This is a genomic window from Streptomyces sp. NPDC002076 (assembly GCF_053593835.1).
Genome location: NZ_JBSFDI010000022.1, coordinates 142,703 through 164,298, shown reverse-complemented (window position 1 = coordinate 164,298; position 21,596 = coordinate 142,703). Strand labels below are relative to the sequence as shown.

Sequence of the window (21,596 nt, the reverse complement as noted above, 5' to 3'; positions counted from 1 at the left end):
CACACCAGCAGACTCGTCCAACGCCAGCAAAGACAGCACACCGGAAACACCAGCCTCCGCGGGCACCGCCGACCGCAACACCTCGGCAACCTCATGCCGCGCCAACCCCGCCGACAGCGCCACGGTGCACACATCCACACCCCGCGCCGACAACACCCCGGCAACCGCCCCCGCCAGACCGGCCTCCACACCCTCATCCGGCACGACCACCAGCCAACGGCCGGACACCACCCCGGCCGCACGCCCGGCCACCGGCTTCCACACCACCCGGTAACGCCAGCCGTCCACCACCGACCGCTCACGCACCTGCCGCCGCCACGCCGACAACGCCGGCACAACCTCACTCAACGGCTGTTCAGCACCAACCTCCAACTCCGAAGCCAGCGACTGCACATCCCCCAGCTCCACCGCCTCCCAGAAACGCGCGTCCACCGAACCGGCTTCGACCGCAGCTGCGGAGTCGGCAGCGGCAACAGCCGGTACCTCAAGCCAGAACCGCTCCCTCTGGAACGCGTACGTCGGCAACTCCACCCGACGCGCACCCGTCCCCGCGAAATACGCCGCCCAGTCGATGCCGACGCCCCTGACGTGCGCCTGGGCAACAGCCGAGACAAACGCTTCCGCCTCAGGACGGCTCCTGCGCAGCACGGGCACGAACACATACCCGTCCCCACTCACACAGTCCTGAGCCATCGCCGACAGCACACCGTCCGGACCCAGCTCGACAAACGCCGTAACGCCCTCGGCCTCCAGCACCCGGACACCGTCCAGGAACCGCACAGCCTCCCGCACATGCCGCACCCAGAACTCCGGCGCGCAGATCTCCTCGACACCCACCACAGAACCAGTGAGGTTCGAGACGAGCGGAATGCGGGGAGCCTGGAACTCAAGGACCTGCGCGATGCGCCGGAACTCCGCGAGCATGTCGTCCATGTGCGGGGAGTGGAAGGCGTGACTGACCGTCAGGCGCTTCGTTTTGCGGCCCTGCTCCTCGAAGGAAGCGGCGATCTCCAGTACGGCGTCCTCGTCACCGGCGACCACCACGGAGGTCGGCCCGTTGACCGCCGCGATGCTCACCGCGTCCGTCAGGTACGGCACCACCTCGTCCTCGGCCGCCTGCACCGCCACCATCGCACCACCGGACGGCAACTCCTGCATCAAACGGCCACGCGCCGCCACCAGCGTGCACGCGTCCTCCAGCGACAGCACACCCGCACAGTGCGCCGCAGCGATCTCACCGATCGAATGACCGGAGACGAAGTCCGGGCGCGCACCCCACGACTCCAGCAGCCGGAACAGCGCCACCTCGACCGCGAACAACGCAGGCTGGGTATACGCGGTGTCGTCGATCAGCCCGGCGTCGGACGAGCCCGGCTCGGCGAACAGTACGTCGCCCAGGGGGCGTTCGAGCTGCTCGTCCAGGTACCACAGCGCGTCGTCCAGCGCGTCGGCGAAGACCGGGTACTCCTCGTACAGCTCCCGGCCCATCCCCAGCCGCTGGCTGCCCTGGCCGGTGAACAGGAACGCCAGCTTGCCGCCGGCGCGTGATCCCCTGATCGTGCCGGCGGACGAGTCGGCACTCGCCAGGGCGCTCAGCTGCCGCAGGAACTCCTCGCGGTCACCGGCGACCAGCACCGCCCGCTCATCGAAGGTGGCACGACCGGTGGCGAGGGAGTAACCCACGTCGACCAGGTCCACGTCCTCGTCGGCCAGCAGCTGTGCGCGCAGACGGGCAGCCTGGTCCCGCAGCGCGTCCGCTCCCTTGGCGGACAGCACCCACGGCACGACCGAGGGGACGCGGGCCGACGGGGTCTCGGCCGGCTCCGCCTCGGCGATCGCCGGCGGCTCTTCGATGATGGTGTGGGCGTTGGTGCCGCTCATTCCGAAGGAGGACACGCCCGCGCGGCGCGGGCGGCCGGACTCCGGCCACTCCCGCGCCTTCGTCAGCAACTCCACCGCGCCCGCCGACCAGTCCACGTGCGGCGTCGGCTCGTCGACGTGCAGCGTGCCCGGCAGTACGCCGTGCCGCATCGCCATCACCATCTTGATGACGCCCGCCACACCGGCCGCGGCCTGCGTGTGACCGATGTTCGACTTGATCGAGCCCAGCAGCAGCGGACGGTCCTCGGCGCGCTCCTGGCCGTAGGTGGCCAGCAGCGCCTGCGCCTCGATCGGGTCGCCGAGCCGGGTGCCCGTTCCGTGGGCCTCGACCACGTCGACGTCCGCCGCGGAGAGCCCGGCGTTGGCCAGGGCCTGGCGGATGACGCGCTGCTGGGAGGGACCGTTGGGGGCGGTCAGGCCGTTGCTGGCGCCGTCCTGGTTGATGGCCGATCCGCGGACGACCGCCAGCACGGGGTGGCCGTTGCGGCGGGCGTCGGAGAGCCGCTCGACCAGGAGCATGCCGACGCCTTCGCCCCAGGCGGTGCCGTCGGCGGCCGCGGCGAAGGGCTTGCAGCGGCCGTCGGGGGCGAGGCCGCGCTGCCGGCTGAAGGCGATGAAGGAGCCGGGGTTGGCCATGACGGCCACGCCGCCGGCGAGGGCGATGGAGCATTCGCCGCTGCGTAGTGCCTGCACGGCGAGGTGCAGGGCGGCCAGGGAGGAGGAGCAGGCGGTGTCGACGGTGACGGTGGGACCCTCGAAACCGAAGGTGTAGGCGATGCGGCCGGAGGCGACGCTCGCCGCGTTGCCGGTGACCAGATAGCCTTCGATGCCTTCTTCGGCCTCGTGGAGGCGGGGGCCGTAATCCTGGTTCTCGGCGCCGACGAAGACACCTGCCTGGTGGCCGCGGAATTCACCGGGGTCGATTCCGGCGCGTTCGAACGCCTCCCAGGAGGTTTCCAGCAGCAGTCGCTGCTGGGGGTCCATTGCGAGTGCCTCGCGCGGGGAGATCCCGAAGAATCCGGGGTCGAACCGGTCGGCGTCGTGCAGGAATCCGCCTTCGCGGGCATAGCTGGTGCCGGGGTTGTCGGGGTCGGGGTCGTAGAGGCCGGAAATATCCCAGCCTCGTCCGGCGGGGAATTCGGAAATCGCGTCGGTGCCGGAGAGTGCCAGCCGCCACAGGTCCTCGGGCGAGTGCACGTTTCCGGGGTAGCGGCAGCCGATTCCCACGATGGCGACGGGCTCGTCGTCCGCGGCGCCGGCGGCGTGGATGCCGGCGTCGGCGGGCTGCGGGGTCAGGCCGAGGATCTCGGTGCGCAGCAGGCGGGCCAGGGCGGCCGGTGTGGGGTGGTCGAACGCGAGGGTGACCGGCAGCTTCAGGCCGGTGGCCGCGGTGAGCCTGCTGTGCAGGTCGACGGCGGCGAGCGAGTCGAAGCCGAGGTCGAGGAAGGGGCGGTGGGGGTCCAGGGCCTGCGGGGCCTTGTCCCGCAGGGCGGCCCGCACGAGGGTGACGACCCAGTCGGTCAGCTGCTGTTCCTGCTCGGCCTCGGCCAGACCGGTGAGCCGCTCCCGCCAGGACGGCCGGTTCTCGCTCGTCCGGTCCGGCGCGCCGTTCGGACCCAGGTCCTTCACGTCGCAGTGCTCGGGCGTGAAATCCTCGGATCCACTCATCAACGCGCTCCATTACCCTGACAGACAGAATCCAACGACCATTTCACAGCCTGCCATGGGTGGGGTGCGCGAGAAACCCCTCCAAACCCCCTATGAACCCCTATCTTCGGGTGCCGGACAAGGGTTCTGCGTCGGTGCGCAACGGGAGTTCCCTGCATTTCGCGGTGTTCGCCGAGGGGGGTGTTCCGGAGGTATTTCCGTTGCCTTGACGGCTTCCCGGCACCCCGCCGAGAATGCACGCGACAAGGACGAAAAGTCAAGAATACGACTGCAATTCACCAGTCAGAAGGGAGCGCGTCCTCATGCGCGTCCTGTTCGTCGCCTATCCGGCCATCGGCCATGTCTTCCCGACGGTTCCGCTTGCCTGGGCCCTGCGTGCGGCCGGTCACGAGGTGCTGGTCGCGACCGGGTGCACCGGTCTGGAAGCGGCCAACGCCGGTCTGCACGTGGCGGATGTCGCCCCGGGCCTGGACATGGAGAGCTTCTTCCAGGAAACCGTTCCGGACCTGCTGACGCGGGTGCGGAACCCGGAGGGTCCGGATCCGATCGCAGGCATCCAGCTGTTCGCCCACCTCAACGACCATCTGACCGACGCGATCGTACGCACCGCGGAGGACTTCCGCCCCGATCTGGTGGTCTACGAGCAGATCTTCGTCTCGGCGCTGATCGCCGCTCGCAAGCTGGGCGTGCCCGCCGTGCAGCACAACTTCGGTTTCGCGCGCGGGGCGGACATCCGTGCGATGACCGTCGCCCAGCTCGGCGAGACCATGCGCCGGCACGGTGTGGAGGGGGTGCCCGAGCGGGTCACGACCCTCGACATCGCGCCGCCGAGCATGGTGGAACCCGAGCCGGACGGCTGGTCGATGCGGCCGGTGCCGTACAACAGCGGTGCGGTGCTGCCGGACTGGGTGCTGCGGCGGCCGGAGCGGCCGCGCATCGGTGTCACTCTCGGCACGGCGTCGGTTCATGTCACGGGGCTGGGGCCGGTCCAGCGGCTGCTGGCCGCGGCCGAGTCGGTGGACGCGGAGTTCGTGCTGGCCCTCGGTGACGTCGACACCACTGCGCTCGGTGAACTGCCCGCGAACGTGCGGGTGGTGGGCTGGGTGCCGCTGACGATCCTGCTGCGCACCTGTGTCGGCGCGGTGCACCACGGCGGTTCGGGGACCACGCTGGCGGCGCTGAACGCCGGTGTGCCGCAGATCGTCCTGCCGGACGGCGCGGACCGTTTCGTCAACGCGGCCGCGGTGCACGAGCGCGGCGCGGGCATCAGTGCCCGGGCCGAGGACATCGACGCGCAGTTGCTGCGGCAGCTGGTGGCGGACGACAAGATGCGCGCGGTCGCGGCGGAGGTGCGGGAGGAGATCGAGGGCATGCCCACTCCCGCGCTCGTGGTGCCGCGGCTGGAGGAACTGGCCGCCGGCTGAGTCCTGCGGACACCGGAAGCGGAGGGGCGACGGGGGAGTCGCCCCTCCGGTTCCCGGGGGAGGGACAGATGGTCTGTGGGGTCAGCGGCGCCGGTGGCCGCGCCGGGGGGCGGGCTGTCGCTCCAGGAAGGGCGCGAGCAGTCCGGGTACGGCCTCTTCGGCCAGGGTCAGCCCGTCCGGCACGGCCACGTCGCGGACCTTGTAGCAGTGGTCGCCTGCCGCCGTGGCGGCTCCCAGGGTGAGCAGGCCGGCGCGCCGCTGGAAGAAGGACCGCGACACGCTCCAGCCGATGATCGCCTCGCGCTGCAGAGCGACCGTGCGGTGCGAGAAGGTGCCGTAACGGGTCACCAGGTAGCGGCCGTGCAGGCCGTGGCCGAGGGTGCGGTAGGCGTCACGGGCGAGCGTTACGGTGACCGGGAGGAGCAGCACCGCGCAGGCGGCGGCCACGTAGAGCAGCGGTGTCCACAGCAGCGCGCCGAGCACGGCGGGGACGGCGGTGATCAGCGCCGTGACGGTCAGCCCGCGATTGACGCGGCGGCGCAGGGCGACGCGCGGATGCGGCCGGAGGCGGGTGACCGTGGTGGGCGACTCGTTCTCGCCGAGTACGTCGGCGGCGACCCGGAGTGCCTCGGCGCGCGGCGCGGGGGGTGTGAGCATCCGCCGTTTGCGGTTCTCGTCCCGGTCGCCCAGGCCGCTGGCGACGGCGTTGAGCCGGGCGCCGCCCGCCCAGCGCAGCAGCATGGTCTCGCTGAGCTCCACTCCGCGCAACCGGCGTTCCTCGATGGTGACGGACCGGGTGACGAGCAGTCCGCGCCGCACTCGGAGGGTGCCGGGGTCCTCGCGCTCGAGGCGGTATCCGTACCAGCCCTCGGTGAAGGTGGCGGTGGAGCCGATCATGCCGAGGACGACGAGGATCAGCACGGTGACCAGGATTCCGAACCACAGCGGGACGGACCCGTAGCGGTGCTCGATGTCCTTGACGAAGCCGAGTTCGAGCGGGTCGATGCGCATCTCGTGCAGCGTGCGGTAGACGGTGCCGACGCCGAGCAGGACACCGCCGACGCCCCAGATGGTCAGGGGCGCGTAGCGTATCCAGGACCAGTCCAGGTCGGCGATGGTCGCGTCGTGTTCGTCGGCGACGTGTCCGCGCACCGCGTCACGGCGGCTGAGCAGCCGTTGCCTCAGTTCGGCGCCCTGTGCCCGGCTGACGCCGTCGAGGGAGAGCCGTCGGCTGGAGGCGGAGGTCTGGTCGCCGGTGCCGATACGCACCGAGGTGAGTCCGAACAGGCGGTGGACCGGGTTGGCGGTCAGGTCGACGCCGCGGATCCGGTCGAGCCGGACGGAGCGGTGGCTGCGGAAGAGCAGTCCCGAGCGCAGTTCGATCTTCTCGTCGGTGATGCGGTAACGGGTCGTCAGGAACCGCATCAGACCGATGCCGGTGATCACCAGGGCGGTGATCGCCAGGGAGCCGAGAGTGATCAGTGCTTGCAGGTTCAAGGTCCCGCCGGAGACCAGCAGGGTGCCGGCGCAGGACGCGACCGGCGCGGCCAGGACGCTCAGGTGGACCAGGATCAGGCGGGCGTTGAGCCGCTGCCAGGAGTCGGCCGGTTCCGTGGCCGCCGTGCGGTCCACCGCGGTCTGCTGGGTCATGTGGCGTCTCCGGGCGCGGCCTGCGCGTACTTGGTGAGGTGCTCGACGACGTCGGTGGCGACCCGCTGGTCGAGCCCCTTGATCTTCACCGCTCCGGCGCTGGAGGCGGTGGTCACCGTCACGCCGGACAGTCCGAACATCTGCTGGATCGGTCCGCGCAGGATGTCGACGGTCTGGACCCGGGCGAGCGGGACCACGCGCCAGCGCTGCCACACCCAGCCCGAGGCCGCGTAGACGGCTTCGTCGGTGGTCTCCCAGCGGTGCACCCGGTAGCGCCAGGCCGGCATGATCGCCATGTAGGCCAGGCCGGGGACCAGCGTCGCCGCCAGGCACCAGCCGAACCAGGTGCGGGCCGGCGGGATGAAGAGGTAGAGCACCGCGAACACGATCGGCAGGGGCAGTGCGAAGATCGACGACTGCGTGGTCCACCAGGCGATGGCTCGGCGCTCGACGCGATTGCGCGGCGGCCGGAGCCTCACGTCATCCATGTCTTTCTGCTTCCAGTCCGGGAGGGGCGGCCGGCCGTTGGGCGGCGGTCACCGCGTGGCGGTGTCGGCGCGCTGTTCGGGCCGGCTGGGGACGGTGGTTTCGGCGCCCTCTGCGTTCAGCCGGCGGCGACGGGCCAGCAGGACTCCGGTGCGGGCCAGCACCATGGCGAGCGACATGAACACGAAGGCGTTGGCGTAGACGTCCTGCCCGCTGAGCTTGTAGTCGATGCTGAACTTGATGATGCCCTGGGGGAACCAGTGTTCCGTGCCGTAGGCGAACAGCACGCGGCTGCTGGACAAGACGATCCAGAGCACAGCGTATCCGATGCCTCCGCGGGTGTAGATCTCGCCCGAGGCCTCACGGTGAGCGGGGAGGAGTGCTCCGGCGATCAGGCCGCAGATGGCGCCCACTCCGATACCGGCGAGCTGCAGCGACACATCGTTCCCGGCCGTCGGCAGCGAGTGCACGAACAGCGCGATGACGATGGCGACCGCGAGGAGCGAGCGCAGCATGCGCATGTTGGTGACTTTCCTGCGCCCCAGGTCGGTGGCGAGAATGATGGTGAGGATCGTCGCGCTGGCGATGAGCGCAGTGAGGAACGGGCTCATGTGAGGTGTGGCCTTTCGTGGTGGCGCTCGTCTGCCTGCGCCGTTGCATCCAACGTAGGCCGGGGTGGTGCGTCGCCGGGACGACCGACCGGTTGAACCGGCTGTCCGCCGACCGGTGGACACGGCGGGGGGCCGCAGGTGGTACGACTTGTGCTGTGCGCACTCACACCCAGGTGAACGTGGCGGAGCGACGCGGCGGCCGGCCGCCCGAGGCGGGCAACCGGTGGTTCGCCCTGTGGGACGGCTACTTCGCCATCAGCTACGCCGTGACCACCGTGCTGCTGTTCGCCACCAGCGGTGACCAGGCCTACCGGGCCATGGCGATCGGCGCCCTGACGCTGGGCGTGCCGTGGTACGCGGCGCTCGGCCGTGGCCTGATGGTGCACAACACGGGCCACCGGAGCTTCGGCCCGCGCAATGTGGTCTTCGGGGTCGGTCTGTTCCTGCTGTTCACGGTCGCCACCGCGTGCGACATCGCCGCGTCGTTCGCGTTGTTCGCCGTGGTGCCCATGCTGATGATGGCGCTGTCCACCACCCCGGCGATCGCGGTGGTGCTGCTGGCCAACCTGGTGCCGGTGACGGTGGTGTGGCTGACCGGCGGGCAGATCGGCGCGGTGCTGCCCATCTCGCTGCTGGGCATCGCGCTGTCGGTGTTGCAGGGGCTGTGGATCACCAGGGTGGTGCGGCAGAGCAGGGAACGCGCCGAGCTGATCGAGGAGTTGCGGCAAAGCCGCGAGCAGTTGGCTCAGCTGTCCCGCGAGGCGGGGATCGCCGCGGAGCGCGAGCGGCTGGCCCGGGAGATCCACGACACGCTGGCTCAGGGGCTGACCAGCATCATCAGTCTGGTGCAGGCCGCGGAGTCGGAGGTGGCCGAGTTGCCCGAGCTGGCCTGCAGGCATCTGGAGTTGGCCGGGCGGGTGGCGAAGGACAGTCTGGTGGAGGCGAGGGAGTTCGTCGCCGCGCTGACGCCTCCCTCGCTGCGCGAGAGTTCGCTGGCGCAGGCGGTCCAGCGGCAGGCGGACAACCTGGTGGCGCAGACCGGGCTGACGGTGCGGTGCCGTGTGGAGGGTCCGGAGGTGCCTCTGCCGATGGCGGTCGGCGTGGTCCTGCTGCGCACGGTGCAGGAGGCCTTCGCGAATGTGCGCAAGCACGCCTCGCGGGCCCGGTGCGTGGACGTGGTGCTGAGCTATGCGCCGGACAGGGTGGGGCTGCTGGTCCGTGACGACGGTGAGGGTTTCGAAGTGCGCCTGGACGAAAAGGGTTTCGGGCTGAGCGGCATGCGGGCACGGGTGCAGGAGATCAACGGGGAGGCCACCGTCAGGAGCCGGCCCGGCCGGGGCACGGCCATCGAGGTGACGGTCCCGTTGGCGGCTGCCGGGGAGCTCGCCGATGAGCGATGAGAAGGCGGACGGCAAGAAGATGACGAAGCACACCGAGCCGGCGGCCGGGGACGGCCTGCGGGTCCTGCTCGCCGACGACCATCCGGTGGTACGGGAGGGACTGTGCGCCATCCTGGAGTCCGCGGACGGCATCAGCGTCGTCGGTCAGGCCGGCTCCGGGGAGGAGGCGGTCGCGCTCACGGCCCGGCTGGAACCCGACATCGTGCTGCTGGACCTGCGGATGGGCGGCATGGACGGGGTGGCCGCCACCGGGCACATCCTGCGCCAGTGCCCGCGCACCAAGGTCGTCATCGTCACCACGTACGAGAGTGACGCGGACATCCTGCGCGCGGTGGAGGCGGGTGCCGCCGGGTATCTGCTCAAGGGCAGCAGCCGGGCGGAGCTGATCAACGCGGTGCTGGCCGCCGCCCGGGGTGAGACCGTGCTGACGCCGTCGCTGGCGGGCAAGCTGGTCCGGGCCCGGACGGTGGACGTCCCGCAACTGTCGGAGCGCGAGCGCGAGGTGCTGCGCCTGGTCAGCCAGGGACTGACGAACGCGGAGATCGGGCGGAAGCTGTTCATCGGCGAGGCGACCGTGAAGACCCACCTGCTGCGGGCCTACCGGAAGCTGGACGTGACCGACCGGACCGCCGCCGCCGTCACCGCGTTCGAGCGCGGGCTGTTGTGACGGCGGCGAGGTCCTGGAACGGCCGGCCCCGGCGGTGGGCCGCGTGGCCCGGGCGGGGGTCAGGCGATACCGGCGAGACTGCTGTCGGAGAGCTTGGACGGCAGGTCACGGCGCCGTTTTACGTTCAACTTCCGGTAGATGCGGGTCAGATGCTGCTCCACGGTGCTCACCGTGACGTAGAGCTTGGTGGCGATCTCCCGGTTGGTGTGCCCGTGTGCGGCGAGGACGGCGACGCGCGACTCGGCCTCGGTGAGCGCCTCGGCCTCGCGCGAGATGTCACCGTCGCGGCCGCCGGCCGGATCGGCGTCGGCGTCGCCCGGCATCAGCTCCTGGCACAGCGGTTCCGCGCCGCAGGCCTTGGCCACGTGCCATGCCTTGCGGACCAGCAGCCGGGCCCGGTTGAAGTCGCCGAGCGACCGGTAGCTGTTGCCCAGTTCGCCCAGGGCGGCGGCCAGGTGCAGCCGGTCGTCGCTGTTCTCCAGGATCTCCACGGACTCGTTGAGCAGCTGCAGCCGGCGCTTGACCTCCACGGTGCGGGCCAGGACGAGGAGCTGGGCGCCGCGGGTACGGCTGGGGGCCGCACCGCCGCGGCGCGGCTGCCGTTCGGCCAGGGCACGGGCTCGCTCCGGCTCGCCGAGGGCCAGCCACGCCTCGGCGGCGTCGACGCGCCAGGGCACGAGTTCCGGGGCGTCGAGTCCCCACTTCTCCATCAGCCTGCCGCAGGTCAGGAAGTTCTCCACGGCGGCGTGGTAGCGGCCGGTGGCCAGATGGCAGCGGCCCCTGGCGCGGATGTACTGCAGGCCCAGCAGGGTGTCGAACAGCGCTTCGGGCACGGGCTGCTCCAGCAGGACCACGGCCTCGTCGTGCCGGCCCATGCCGACTTCCGCCTGGATCAGCGTGCTGAGCGGGAGCGCGATGCCGATGCCCCAGCTCTGCAGCGAGATCAGCGACAGGGCGGCGCCGGCGTGGTGCGCGGCGCCGGGGAGGTCGCCCTGGCGCAGCGCGATGTCGCCCCGTACCGCGGACAGCAGCGCCTGCCAGCCGGGCGCGCGCCGCGTGGAGCACTCGCCGAGCAGCCGCTCGCACCAGGCCAGCGCCAGGTCGGCCCGGTCGGCGTAGATGAGCGCCAGGAGCGAGAAGACCAGCGGCTGCAGGGAGTTGTCGCTGATGCGGTGCCGCTGCAGCAGGCGCTGGGCCTCGGCGACAGCGTTGTCGCCGAGGGTGCCGGTCAGTGCGGCGGAGATGGCCGAGGCGGCCAGAGCGTGGGCGTCATCGACGGTGCCGTGGCCGCCGGGGGCCGGGTACCGGCGCGGTTCGGCTTCCGGGAGAACCGGTTCCAGCGAGGGGCTGATCATCGTCAGCCAGCGGCGCGCGGACTCCAGGGCGGCCGCCTGGTGCGCGGGCGGCTGCTCCGGGCCCTGGGACAGGGCGTGCACCACGTCACTCGCCTGGCCGAGCCGTCCGGACCATCCGAGGTAGGACACCGACGTGGCGAGGTCGCCTCCGGGCAGCCGCTCCGGGTCGAGTTCGGCCGTCAGCTGCGGCAGATGGGCCTCGGCGGCTGCGGGGTTGAGCCGCCACACCAGGCTGACGAGCCGGGCCTTGATCGCCGTCCGCGTCACGCGGTCCCGGCAGGCCTGGTGGGCCAGTTCCAGACAGCGCAGCGCCACCTCGATGTCGTCGTCGATCAGCGCGTACTCGGCCGCCTCCTGCAGGACCGGGATCATGCCGGGGTCGACGTCCTGCCGACCGCACAGCAGGTGCTGGGCCACCTCCAGGGCCGAGGCGCCGTCGCGGTGCAGGAGGGCCGCGGCCCGCTGGTGCAGCGACGCGAGGGTCTGGGGCGGCGTGACCTCCAGAACGGCGGCGCGGGCCGACGGATCGCGGAAGGCTCCGCCGTGGAGCACCGCGCACCGGACGAGGTCCTGCACACCCTGCTCCGCCTGCTGGGCCTGGATGCCGAGCACCTGGCCGAGCAGGGTGGGCGAGCCGGCGTCGCCGAGCACGGCGACGCCCCGGGCGACGGTCAGCATGTCCGGCTCGCCGCGGTGCAGACAGTCCCGCACGGCCTGGGCGTACTTGTCGGCCGGTACGACGCGCTGGAAGGGTTCGTTGCGATCGGCGGCGCCCTGGCAGTCCTCGAGCAGCGCACGCAGCAGCAGCGGGTTGCCGCCGGTCATGGCGTGGAACTCCGGGGCCAGCCGGGCGGCCAGCGCGGGAACGAAGTGGCCGGCGATGACGCCCGCGGTGCCCTGCGGGGACAGCATGCCGACGTGGATGCGGCTGCAGTGCGGCTGGCGCAGTAGTTCGGCGTGGAACACGAGCTGTTCCTGGCGCAGCCGGGTGGCCTCGGTGAGCACGATCAGTATGTGCGCCTGCCGTATTCGCCGGGCCAGATAGAGGAGAAATTGCAAAGATTCTTCGTCGGAGCAGTGGACATCGTCGATCGCGATGATGATCGGATGTTCATGGGCGAGTTGCAGAAGGGCCCAGGCGGCATAGGGCATGGGCCGCATTCGGTCGCGCTGGCTCGTTTCGTGCGCGGCCTCGTCCATCAGTCGCAGCGCCTCGGCGCGGACTTCGGGGGCCATTGACGTGTGGTCAAAAATCTTTCTCAGGATGCCGAAGGGCAAAGCGCTTTCGGCGCGAGAAGCAGTCGCGTCGAGCAGTATCGCGCCCTCGTCGATCGCCTGCTCGGTAAAGGCTTGCAGTAGTTCGGTCTTGCCACTGGCGACCGGGCCGCTGAGCAGGGCGACGCGGCCCCGTCCGGTGCCGGCGCTGAGCAACTGCTCGTTCAGTGCGCTCAGGTGGCTCTCTCGTTCGACCAACTTCGATGACAAGGTCATTTTTATCCCCCGAAAACCGCTGTCCGCCCGAATCACTGAGTGGGGCAGGACGCGGCGGTGGTGTGCTGAAGAGCGGTGACTTCTGGGGCGGCGGAATGCATGCGAATCGGGCATCGCGGGCCTGATCGCAGCCGGGGGACCGCTGGTCAGCGCGGTCCCCCGGGGTCAGGTAAGGGAAGCGCCCGCGCTGGGAAGGGAGGTGCTGAGCGTTTCCGAGACGATCTTCAGGATCTCTTCCTGGTGGTTCGCCAGGAAGAAATGACCGCCCGAGAACACACGCAGGTCGAAGGCCCCGGTGGTGTGACCGCGCCACGCCTCGGCTTCCTCCAGGCTGGTCCTGGGGTCGTTGTCGCCGGTCAGCACGGTGATCGGGGCGCTCACCGTGAGCCCGGGAGCGGCGCGGTAGTTCTCGATCGCGGTGTAGTCGCTGCGGATCGCGGGCAGCACCATCCGCAGGATCTCCTCGTCGCCGAGGATCTGGGCGTCCGTTCCGCTCAGCAGCCGCATCTCCTCGACGATTCCGTCGTCGTCACGACGGTGGACGTTTTCGTCACGGTACCGTGAAGGGGCCCGGCGGCCCGAGGCGAACACGGCGAGAGGCACGAGGCCGAGGTCCCGTTCCAGACGCCTGGTCACCTCGAAAGCAAGCACTGCTCCCATGCTGTGCCCGAACAGCGCCACCGGGCGGTCCAGCCACGGCTTCAGCTCGGCCGCGATCGCGTCCGCGTATTCACCGATGTCCTCGACGGCCGGATCCATGCGGCGATCCTGTCGTCCCGGGTACTGCACCGAGACGACATCCACCTCGGGAGACAGCGCGCGTGACATCGGGAAGTAGAAGGGTGCCGACCCGCCGGCGTGCGGGAGGCACACGAGACGCACTCCGCTCTCCGCAGCGGGGTGGAAACGGCGTATCCATCGGCTGGGGTCCTGGAATTCACCCACTGCACCAAAACTCTTTCCTGAGATTGTCTGTCAGCGACAAGGACGACCCTCCTGTGCCGGTCTCGAACACGGTCATCGCTGCCGAATCCTTTCCGGCACTTCCTGCCGTCGCCTCGACCAATCCATGTCTAGCAGAGGGCTTGATCTAGGGGGTACCCCTAGGTTTGGGGCCGGGCTCCGCGGGAACCGCCCGGGGTACTGGGCCTACTGGTGGTTCCATTTGACGACCCGTGTTCGATGTAGCGTTACTCACACCCCTGTCGGCTCGATGCACGCCTGCCGGACGAGCGCGGTGACGCGTTCCAGCGTCGGTTCCCGGAGAATTTCGGGCAGCCTGGCCATGAAGGCCTCCTCGGCGGCGGTGTCGAGCAGTACGCGGCCCACGCCGGCGAGCATCGCCAGGAGCGACAACGAGTCACCGCCGAGTCGCTGGAAGTCGGACTGCCCATCCAGCCGGGACCGTTCGACCCCGAGCGTGCGCGCCCATGTCTCGGCCACCGCCTCCGCGACCGGGTCGGCGGGGAAGGCCGCGTGCGGAGCGTGCACGCTGCCGTCGGGCTTGCCCCCGAGCGGGTCCGGCAGGGCCCGTACGTCCACCTTGCCGCTGACCGTGTACGGCAGTTCGGGCACCACGACCAGGGCGGCGGGAATCATGTGGGCCGGCAGCCGCTCGGCCAGGTATCCCCTCAACTCCCCCGTACCGACCGCTTCGTTCACCAGCAGGTAGCCGTACAGTGCCTTGCCCGTGTGGCCCGCCGCCGCTCGCGCAACCACCAGGGCCCGGTCCACCGCCGGGTGCTCCTCCAGCGCCCGCGCCACCTCGGCCGGCTCCACCCGATGACCACGTATCTTGACCTGGTCGTCGATGCGCCCGACGAACTGCAGCTCTCCTGACGGCAGGACGCGGGCCAGATCGCCGGTGCGGTAGACGCGGGTGCCGTCGGCCAGGCTGGGGAAGCGTTCGCGGTCGAGGTCGGGCCGGCCGAGGTAACCGCGGGCCAGCTGGGCACCGCCGAGATACATCTCGCCCACCTCGCCGGGTGCGACGAACCGCCGCTCGGCGTCGAGCAGGAACACCGTGGTGTTGTCCGCGGGCAGGCCGATGGGTACGACCGTCCCTTCGAGGTCGGTCTCCTCGTCGTAGGTGTGCGCGGTGCAACCGATGGTGGCCTCGGTCGGCCCGTACAGGTTGATGATCCGGCACTTCGGCCCGAACATCTCCTGGGCCCGGGCGGCGACCTCCACGCGCAGTTGCTCACCCACCACGACCACGCTGCGGTAACCGTCCGGCGCGATGTCCAGCCCGCCGATCAGGTCGAGGTGGGAGGGGGTCAGGTTCAGCATGTTGGCCCGCGTCCCGGTCAACAGGCGGCGCAGCGACAGGTGATGGGGGTCGTCCCGCATCAGCACCACCTCGCCGCCCGTCAGCAGCGGCAGGAAGACGGAGGTGCCGGAGACGTCGAAGGAGGGGGAGGTGAGCAGCGGCAGGCAGGTGTCGGCGTCGACGCCGAACTCGCGGGTGGCCCAGTGCACGTAGTTGAGCAGATTGCGGTGCTCGATCTGCACCCCCTTGGGCCGGCCGGTCGACCCGGAGGTGTAGATGACGTAGGCAAGGTCGCCGGGGTGGGTCTCCGCGTCATCCGGCCGCGGGTCGTCCGCCGGGGCACCGCCTGCGGCGAGGGCGTCCAGCGGCAGCGTGCGGCAGCCGACCGGGAAGCAGTTGCGCTCCTGATAGGGGGCTTCGGCCAGGCACAGGGTGCTGCCCGCGTCCGTCAGCAGCTCGGACAGGCGCCTGTCCGGGTGTCGCACGTCCAGCGGGAGATAGCAGGCGCCCGCCCTCAGGACGCCCCACAGGCCGGCGATCGACGCCACCGTGCGGCCGGCGAGCAGTCCGACCACCGTGCCGGGCCCCGCGCCCAGGCGGCGCAGCTCGGCCGCGACCGCGTCGGCGCGACGGCTGAGTTCCAGGTAACTCACCTCGCCCTCCGGGCCGCTCAGTGCGGTGCGGTACGGCGTGCGCTCGACCTGCTCGCGGAAGAGCCGTACCACCGAATCCTCGCCGGGCAGCGGCTGCCCCGGGCGGTTGCCGGCCCAACGGCGGTGCGCCCGGGGCGAGAGCGCCTCCTCGACGGTGTCCAGCAGCGCGTCGGCCCGGGCCGCGACGTCAGGACCGTCGTACCAGCTCACGGTGATCTCCGTGCGTCCGGGAAGTTCCACGAGGCCGATCTCGGGCGGGCCGCCGGGAGTCATGCCGCCCAGCGCGTAGACCGCGGTGGCCCGGAATCCGTCGGCGCTGAAGTCGTCGGGGTCGACGGCGCCCAGGTGCGAGACGCAGGCCCGACCGCTGTACCGGTCCGCGTCGGCGGCGGCGCGGTCGAGGTGAGCGATGCCCTCGCGCAGCACCGGCAGCGGCAGCTCCATGATCGCCGGATCGGTTCCGCCCGCCAGGTCCCGGTGGTCCGCCAGGGCGGCCAGCAGCCGGCTCTGCACCTGCTCCCAGCCGTCACCCGCACCCACCTCCAGGTCGACGGCGTGAGAGAGGACGGCGGTGGACCGCAGGTCCGGCAGGTGACGGCGCAGATCCACCGGGATGTGGAACCGGCCCGGGCCATGGGCGGCCGCGACGGCCGCCGCCACCTTGGAAGTGGCCGCGAGATGGGTGCCGTCAACGGTGCGGCGGCGCCACAACAGGCCCCCGTGCTCCCGCGGTCGGGGACCGAGCGGCGAGCGGAACGACAGTGCGCGGTCGGTGGCGCGGGGCGGTTCGCCGTCCGGGTGCAACCGCCGCAGCAACTCCTCGACTCCGTCGTCGGCAGCATCCATCGGGTCCTCGCCGCGCAGCGCACGGAAGACGTCGCGCGCCCACATCAGCAGGCCGCGGCCGTCCATCACGGCGTGGTCGGCACGGAACACCACGGTGGCCGGGTTGCCGGGCACCAACAGCACCTCGCCGGTCGCGGTCAGCTCGTCGAAGGGCTCTCGCAGCGCCGGAGCGTCGAGTCGTGCCGGGTCGAGGGAGCCGGCCTCCAGCACGCGTACGGCGGGGGCCACGCCGCCGTCCACCCAGCGATCTTCGTGCCGGACCAGCCGGACCCCGCGATGCACGCGGGCCGCCGCGGCGACCGCCGCCGTCAGCCGCCTCGGCGAGATCGTCCCGTCGCCCTCGACGAGGTGATGCATCACCCTCAGCTCGGGCTCGATGCCGAGAAAGGCCCACTCCAGCGGAGCCACTTTCCTCACGAAAGATGCCAACTCAATCACTTCTCCCCCATTCGACGGCGCCGGATGCGCACGGCGAAGCCGCCCCGCCCGCCCAGGACAGACGCGAGGTGTTCTCCATACATCCACGTCTAGGCCATCACCGCAGCCACGACAGCCCCTAACGCCCGCCGTTTCCCGCACCCGGCACCCCTGTGATCCCCTGTGGAGGCGCCCCACACCCGGACGCAGCCTTCGGCGCCACTTCCCACTGCCGCGCCGGTGTACGCCTCGCCGACCGGCACCGCCCGGACCGGCACCCTGAACGCGGGCACCAACCACGTCCACTGCAAGGTGTGGGGCCGTCAGATCGGTGAAGCCACGAGCTACGACCGCTGGTGGCTCAAGACCGACCCCGGCGCCGGACCGGCGGCCCAGTACGTCGGCGCCTGCTACCTCACCCGCTGGGGCAACGACGAGGCCAAGGACAACAACGGCACCGTCATCCCCGACTGCTGACCACCGCCTGCTCCGGCGAGCCACCAGTGCCCGCCGGAGCAGGCGGAAGAGTGACATCCATCACAGCGGTCTCGGCATCTAGGCGTCCTGCATAGTAGATGCGGCTCCGATGACATAGGGGATTTGTCCGGCTTGCCGTCGGCGCGAACGGTTCATCGGGCCAGGACGCGACGCCTGCTCGGCGCCTCCCCCTATCCGCCCGATGTGCCGCTTTTCTGACGGGGTGCCAGAGATCAGCAAACGTCGCGGAAGCGAATCCGACATCTCTTCGCTCGGCTGACAAGAGCCCTCCGGGCCTACTAGGCGCGGTAGTGGAAGCCGCCCTTTGCGCTCCTTGTGAAGCCCTCCCGAAAATGAGCGCCCCGGCGATCACCGAACGAGGTTGACGAATGGCCAAGCACCGCAAGACGCAGCACTACCGGCGTATAGTCGTCGCCGCCGTCGCCATCGGAGCCGTGGGCGTGCCCTCCGTGGCCCTGGCCTGCTCCGACTGGCCGCACGGCGGAACGGACCAGGCGGACGTCGCGGCGACGAGCACGTCCCCGCTGCCGGGGCACCACGGTCACCGGCACCACCACCATCACCACCGCAACGGCCACCACCACACCGGCACCCCGCAGGCCACCGCGTCCCCCACGCACCGGCCCACCGCGCAGCCGAGCAGCAGCACACACAAGCCCCAGCCGACCGCTGCGCCCAGCACCCCCGCGGCCCCCAAGGCCACCGCCACGCCGAGTGCCCCGAAGGCCACCCCCACCGCCTCCTCGGCCACCGCGCGCGTCGTGCAGCTCGTCAACGCCGAGCGCGCCAAGGTCGGTTGCCATCCCCTGACTGTCAACGCGGAGCTGACCAAGGCGGCGCAGGCCCACAGCGCGGACATGGCGGCCCACCAGAACATGTCGCACACCGGGTCCGACGGATCGTCCCCCGGTGACCGCATCACGCGGGCCGGCTACAGCTGGAGCGCCTACGGCGAGAACATCGCCTACGGGTACGCCACCCCGGATCAGGTCATGACGGGCTGGATGAACAGCCCCGGACACCGGGCCAACATCCTCAACTGCTCGTACAAGGAGATCGGCGTCGGTCTCGCCCAGCCGGGCAGCTACTGGACCCAGGACTTCGGCACCGCCCGGTAGGCCCATCGCCCGGTAGGCCCACCGCAGGTCAGCCGCCCGCCAGCGGGTTCGGCAGCGGCAGGTAGCGGGCGTCCGCGCCGTCCGCGCCGGTCCAGCGCAGCAGCAGGTTGGTCTTGCCGGGCAGCGTGGGCGAGCCGAGCAGCGCGGGGATCTCGGGCAGGTCGTGCCGGGCGAGTTCGCGGCGGACGGCGGGCCAGGGGTCGAGTCCGGGACGGTGTTCGGCGAGGGCGGCGGCGATCTCGGTGAGGTGGTTGACCACCAGGCAGTACACCAGCCGCTCCCAGCCCGCCGCCCGGGTCACGTCCGGCAGCAGCTTGGCACCCTCGGCGTCCCGGTACAGCACCTGGACGGGCATACCGGCCGCGTCCACGGCGAGGAGGGTGTTCTGCAGATGGGCCTCCAGGACGACCCCGTGGTCGTCGAACGCCGTGAGGGCGGGCGGCACGACCTGGCGCAGATAGGCCTCCCACCAGGCCGCCGGGTCGGCGGCGGTGGCCGGCGGACTGCCGTCGAAGCCCTCGGCGAGCCCGGCGGCGAGCAGCGGAGTGGTGCCCGGCAGCAGATGGCCGCGAAGGCCGTCCCGGACCAGGACGGCGAGCTCCTCGAAGGCGAAGGCGGCCGTGCGGTAGCCGCGGTCGCTCAGCCAGGCCGCGGGCGGTCCCATGGCCGCGAAGGCGTGCCGGGCGGCCGTGTCCGTGCGGCGCAGCTTTCGCAGGTCGTGGCGCCACAGCCGGCGGATGTCGTTGGTGATGCGGACGTCCAGGCTGAACTTCAGGAACAGGTCGCGCCGGGGCTCGTACACCGTGCGGATCGCCGCCGTCGGCCAGGTGTCGAAGGCGGTCGTGCCGAGACGGAGCAGGCGGCCGTCGGCGAAGGCCTCCGCCAGCTCGCTGCCCACCAGGTCCAACTGCCAGGGGTGGGCCGGCAGCAGCCGGTAGCCGGGCGGGACCGGGCCGAGCGCGTCCAGGGCGCTGGTGTCACCCTCCTCGGCCACCTGGTCCTCGCGGACGCCGAGCAGCACCAGCGGGAAGCGGGCGTGCGCCTCGGGGGCGTACGGCAGCCAGGAGGCGACCGGGCCGCCGCCGCGCGCCTTGGGCGCCGGGTGGTACGGGTGGCCGGTGATCAGGGACTGCTCGGAGCGCAGATACGGGTCCGCGGGCGCCGTGGCCCGGGCGCGGGCGGTGAGCAGGGCCGCGACCGCGTCCCGGCTGTCGATCATCTCGGCGGGCAGGTCGCCGCCGGCCAGCCCGGTGTGCCGGCGCAGCTCCTCGGCGACCAGTTTGACCAGCTCGGTGTGGCCGACCCGGTGCCAGGTCCCGGCCGCGCACACCTCGGGGTCGGCGGGGCGCCGGCCGGCCCGCACGCGCAGCAGCCGCCCGCTCGGCAGCCGGTGGACCCGTAGGTCACCGGGGTGGCCGAGCGGCTCGGCCACCTCGCGCAGCAGGCAGTTCAGCAGGGGCGCGGCCGCGTAGGCGTCGGCCAGGCGGCCGACGGATCCGGTGGGGGCTGTGAGGTCCACGCGATCCATTCGTTTCGTCCGGGGTGGTCGCGATCAGTATGTCTGTCGTCGCCGACAATCATCCTCCGTGCCGCGTGTACCCGAGGAGCCGACCGTGCACCGTCCCCCCACCGCCGAGGCCCGGGTCGCCGAGGAGCTGGCCGCCGTCCGGCCCGGGCTGCTGCCCAGGTACACGGCGGAGCTGCCGGGCGCCCGCGCCGCGGTGCTGACCCGGCTGTGGCGGGCGCTGGCCCATGAGCCGCTGCCGTGGGTCACCGGCCGGGTGCACGGCGCCCACAGCCTCGCGCTGCGGCTCGCCGACGGCCGGACGTTGTACGGGCCGCACGCGGACCCGTACGCCACGAGCGCGTACGTCACCGGCGTCCGCCTGGACCGGGAGCGCCAGGTGGATCCGGCCGCGCTGATGACCGCCCTCGGGGTGCCGCACGGTGCCGCGTTCGCGGCCGAACTGGACGGCAGCGTGGCCTCGTTGGCGCTGTCACGGGCCGACGCGGATCACCCGAAGGAGTGGCCGGTCGGGGTCCCCCCGGCCGAAGGCTGGGGGAGGGACTGGGAGTGGGAGCAGCGGGTGACCGACGGGCATCCGTACCACCCCGGCTGCCGTTCCCGGCCCGGTTTCTCGGTGGCGGACGAGCTGGCGTACGGTCCGGAGCACCGGCCGGTCGTGGGGCTCGGGACGGTGCCGGTGCCGGCGGACGGGTGCCTGGTGACCGGCGACTGGCCGCAGGAGCTGCGGGACGGCGAACGGCTGCTGCTGCCGGTGCACCCGTGGCAGGCGGACCACGTCCTGAAGCGGTCGTACACCCCCTGGCGCCCGGCCCGTCCCCTGCTCTCCCTGCGCACCCTCGCGCTGCCGGACGGCCCGCACGTGAAGACCGCGCTCAGCGCCCGGCTGACGTCCTCCGTGCGGGACATCTCCCGCTATTCGATCGAGGCGGCCGCGCCACTGTCCGCGCTAGGCGAGGAGCTGGCCGCCCGCACCGACGGCCTGCTGCACATCACCCGCACGCTGGCCGCGGTCTCGGCCCACTCCCCCGACCTGGCCGCGCTGCTGCGGGAGTCGCCCGAGGTGTACGCCGGTCCGGGCGAGCGGGTGGTCCCCGTGGCCGCGCTCGCCACGACCGACCTGCCCGGCTCGCGCGCCTGGCTGGCCGCGTTCACCCGGCTTGCGCTGACCGTGGGGCTGCGCCTCCTCGACCTCGGCGTGGCCCTGGAGGCGCACGGGCAGAACCTGCTGGTGATCCTGGCGGCCGACGGCACCCCGCTGCGGCTCGTCTACCGCGACCTGGCCGACATCCGGATCAGCCCGGCCCGCCTGACCCGGCACGGCATCACCCCGCCGCCGCTCACCGGCCGGCTGATCACCGACGACGAAACGGCCCTGCGCCGCAAGCTGTTCGGCTCCCTGGTGGCGGGCGCCCTGGCCGGTACAGCGGGTTCGGGCCCGGCGCTGGGATCGGCCCTGTCGGCCGCCGTACCGGACCTGCCGGACACCCCCGATCTGCGCGCCCTGCGCGAAGGGCCGCTGCCGGCGAAGGCGTTGACCCTGATGCGGCTGTCCCCGCAGACCCCGGGCGACCAGTGGACCTCCCTGCCGAACCCGCTCGTTTTGGAGCCTGGCGCGTCTGATCAATAGGATCCGG

14 protein-coding genes are annotated in these 21,596 nt (G+C 71.6%); 6 read left to right on the top strand and 8 right to left on the bottom strand.

Annotation, left to right across the window (positions count from 1 at the left end):
• Positions 1-3,552 (bottom strand): type I polyketide synthase (locus ACWCQS_RS35915; protein ID WP_451008353.1); only part of this gene is annotated, 3,552 nt, incomplete at its 3' end.
• A 299-nt stretch (positions 3,553-3,851) separates the two neighbouring features.
• On the opposite strand from ACWCQS_RS35915, the gene ACWCQS_RS35910 reads away from it, so the two are divergent.
• Positions 3,852-4,973 carry a nucleotide disphospho-sugar-binding domain-containing protein gene (locus tag ACWCQS_RS35910; protein ID WP_451008352.1) on the top strand — a complete coding sequence of 374 codons (1,122 nt, stop codon included), beginning with the start codon at positions 3,852-3,854 and terminating at the stop codon, positions 4,971-4,973.
• A gap of 81 nt (positions 4,974-5,054) precedes the next feature.
• Here ACWCQS_RS35910 and ACWCQS_RS35905 read toward each other — a convergent pair whose 3' ends face one another.
• The 3 genes from ACWCQS_RS35905 to ACWCQS_RS35895 are packed head-to-tail and all read right to left on the bottom strand — an operon-like array spanning position 5,055 to position 7,720.
• Positions 5,055-6,623 (bottom strand): PH domain-containing protein, encoded by a 1,569-nt coding sequence (locus ACWCQS_RS35905; protein ID WP_451008351.1) that lies wholly within the window; start codon positions 6,621-6,623, stop codon positions 5,055-5,057.
• Complete coding sequence (locus ACWCQS_RS35900; protein ID WP_451008350.1) at positions 6,620-7,111, bottom strand: PH domain-containing protein; 492 nt, start codon at positions 7,109-7,111, stop codon at positions 6,620-6,622. The genes ACWCQS_RS35905 and ACWCQS_RS35900 overlap by 4 nt, the downstream gene beginning before the upstream one ends.
• A gap of 48 nt (positions 7,112-7,159) precedes the next feature.
• Entirely contained in the window at positions 7,160-7,720 is a 561-nt protein-coding gene (locus ACWCQS_RS35895) for a hypothetical protein (RefSeq protein ID WP_388623914.1), read from the bottom strand.
• A 155-nt stretch (positions 7,721-7,875) separates the two neighbouring features.
• Between ACWCQS_RS35895 and ACWCQS_RS35890 the strand changes: the two genes are divergently transcribed.
• Both ACWCQS_RS35890 and ACWCQS_RS35885 read left to right on the top strand, forming a co-directional pair.
• Positions 7,876-9,120: a sensor histidine kinase gene (locus ACWCQS_RS35890; protein ID WP_451008349.1), complete on the top strand. Its 1,245-nt coding sequence runs from the start codon at positions 7,876-7,878 to the stop codon at positions 9,118-9,120.
• A 19-nt stretch (positions 9,121-9,139) separates the two neighbouring features.
• Positions 9,140-9,787 carry a response regulator gene (locus tag ACWCQS_RS35885; protein WP_451008358.1) on the top strand — a complete coding sequence of 216 codons (648 nt, stop codon included), beginning with the start codon at positions 9,140-9,142 and terminating at the stop codon, positions 9,785-9,787.
• 59 nt (positions 9,788-9,846) lie between these two features.
• Here the strand turns inward: ACWCQS_RS35885 and ACWCQS_RS35880 are convergent, their stop codons facing one another.
• From ACWCQS_RS35880 to ACWCQS_RS35870, 3 genes are all read right to left on the bottom strand, one after another.
• Positions 9,847-12,633 carry an AAA family ATPase gene (locus ACWCQS_RS35880; RefSeq protein WP_451008348.1) on the bottom strand — a complete coding sequence of 929 codons (2,787 nt, stop codon included), beginning with the start codon at positions 12,631-12,633 and terminating at the stop codon, positions 9,847-9,849.
• Between the two features lie 165 nt (positions 12,634-12,798).
• The gene (locus tag ACWCQS_RS35875; protein WP_388623923.1) at positions 12,799-13,578 is read right to left on the bottom strand and encodes a thioesterase II family protein; all 780 of its coding nucleotides are present in this window, start codon (positions 13,576-13,578) and stop codon (positions 12,799-12,801) included.
• Positions 13,579-13,827: 249 nt separating this feature from the next.
• Complete coding sequence (locus ACWCQS_RS35870; protein WP_451008347.1) at positions 13,828-16,809, bottom strand: non-ribosomal peptide synthetase; 2,982 nt, start codon at positions 16,807-16,809, stop codon at positions 13,828-13,830.
• A 249-nt stretch (positions 16,810-17,058) separates the two neighbouring features.
• Here ACWCQS_RS35870 and ACWCQS_RS35865 point away from each other — a divergent pair, with 249 nt between their 5' ends.
• Both ACWCQS_RS35865 and ACWCQS_RS35860 read left to right on the top strand, forming a co-directional pair.
• Entirely contained in the window at positions 17,059-17,295 is a 237-nt protein-coding gene (locus tag ACWCQS_RS35865) for a hypothetical protein (protein ID WP_451008346.1), read from the top strand.
• A gap of 389 nt (positions 17,296-17,684) precedes the next feature.
• Positions 17,685-18,434 carry a CAP domain-containing protein gene (locus ACWCQS_RS35860; protein WP_451008345.1) on the top strand — a complete coding sequence of 250 codons (750 nt, stop codon included), beginning with the start codon at positions 17,685-17,687 and terminating at the stop codon, positions 18,432-18,434.
• A 28-nt stretch (positions 18,435-18,462) separates the two neighbouring features.
• On the opposite strand, the gene ACWCQS_RS35855 is transcribed toward ACWCQS_RS35860, so the two are convergent.
• The gene (locus ACWCQS_RS35855) at positions 18,463-19,962 is read right to left on the bottom strand and encodes an IucA/IucC family protein (protein ID WP_451008344.1); all 1,500 of its coding nucleotides are present in this window, start codon (positions 19,960-19,962) and stop codon (positions 18,463-18,465) included.
• A gap of 85 nt (positions 19,963-20,047) precedes the next feature.
• Here ACWCQS_RS35855 and ACWCQS_RS35850 point away from each other — a divergent pair, with 85 nt between their 5' ends.
• The gene (locus ACWCQS_RS35850) at positions 20,048-21,589 is read left to right on the top strand and encodes an IucA/IucC family protein (protein WP_451008343.1); all 1,542 of its coding nucleotides are present in this window, start codon (positions 20,048-20,050) and stop codon (positions 21,587-21,589) included.
• Positions 21,590-21,596: the final 7 nt, after the last annotated feature.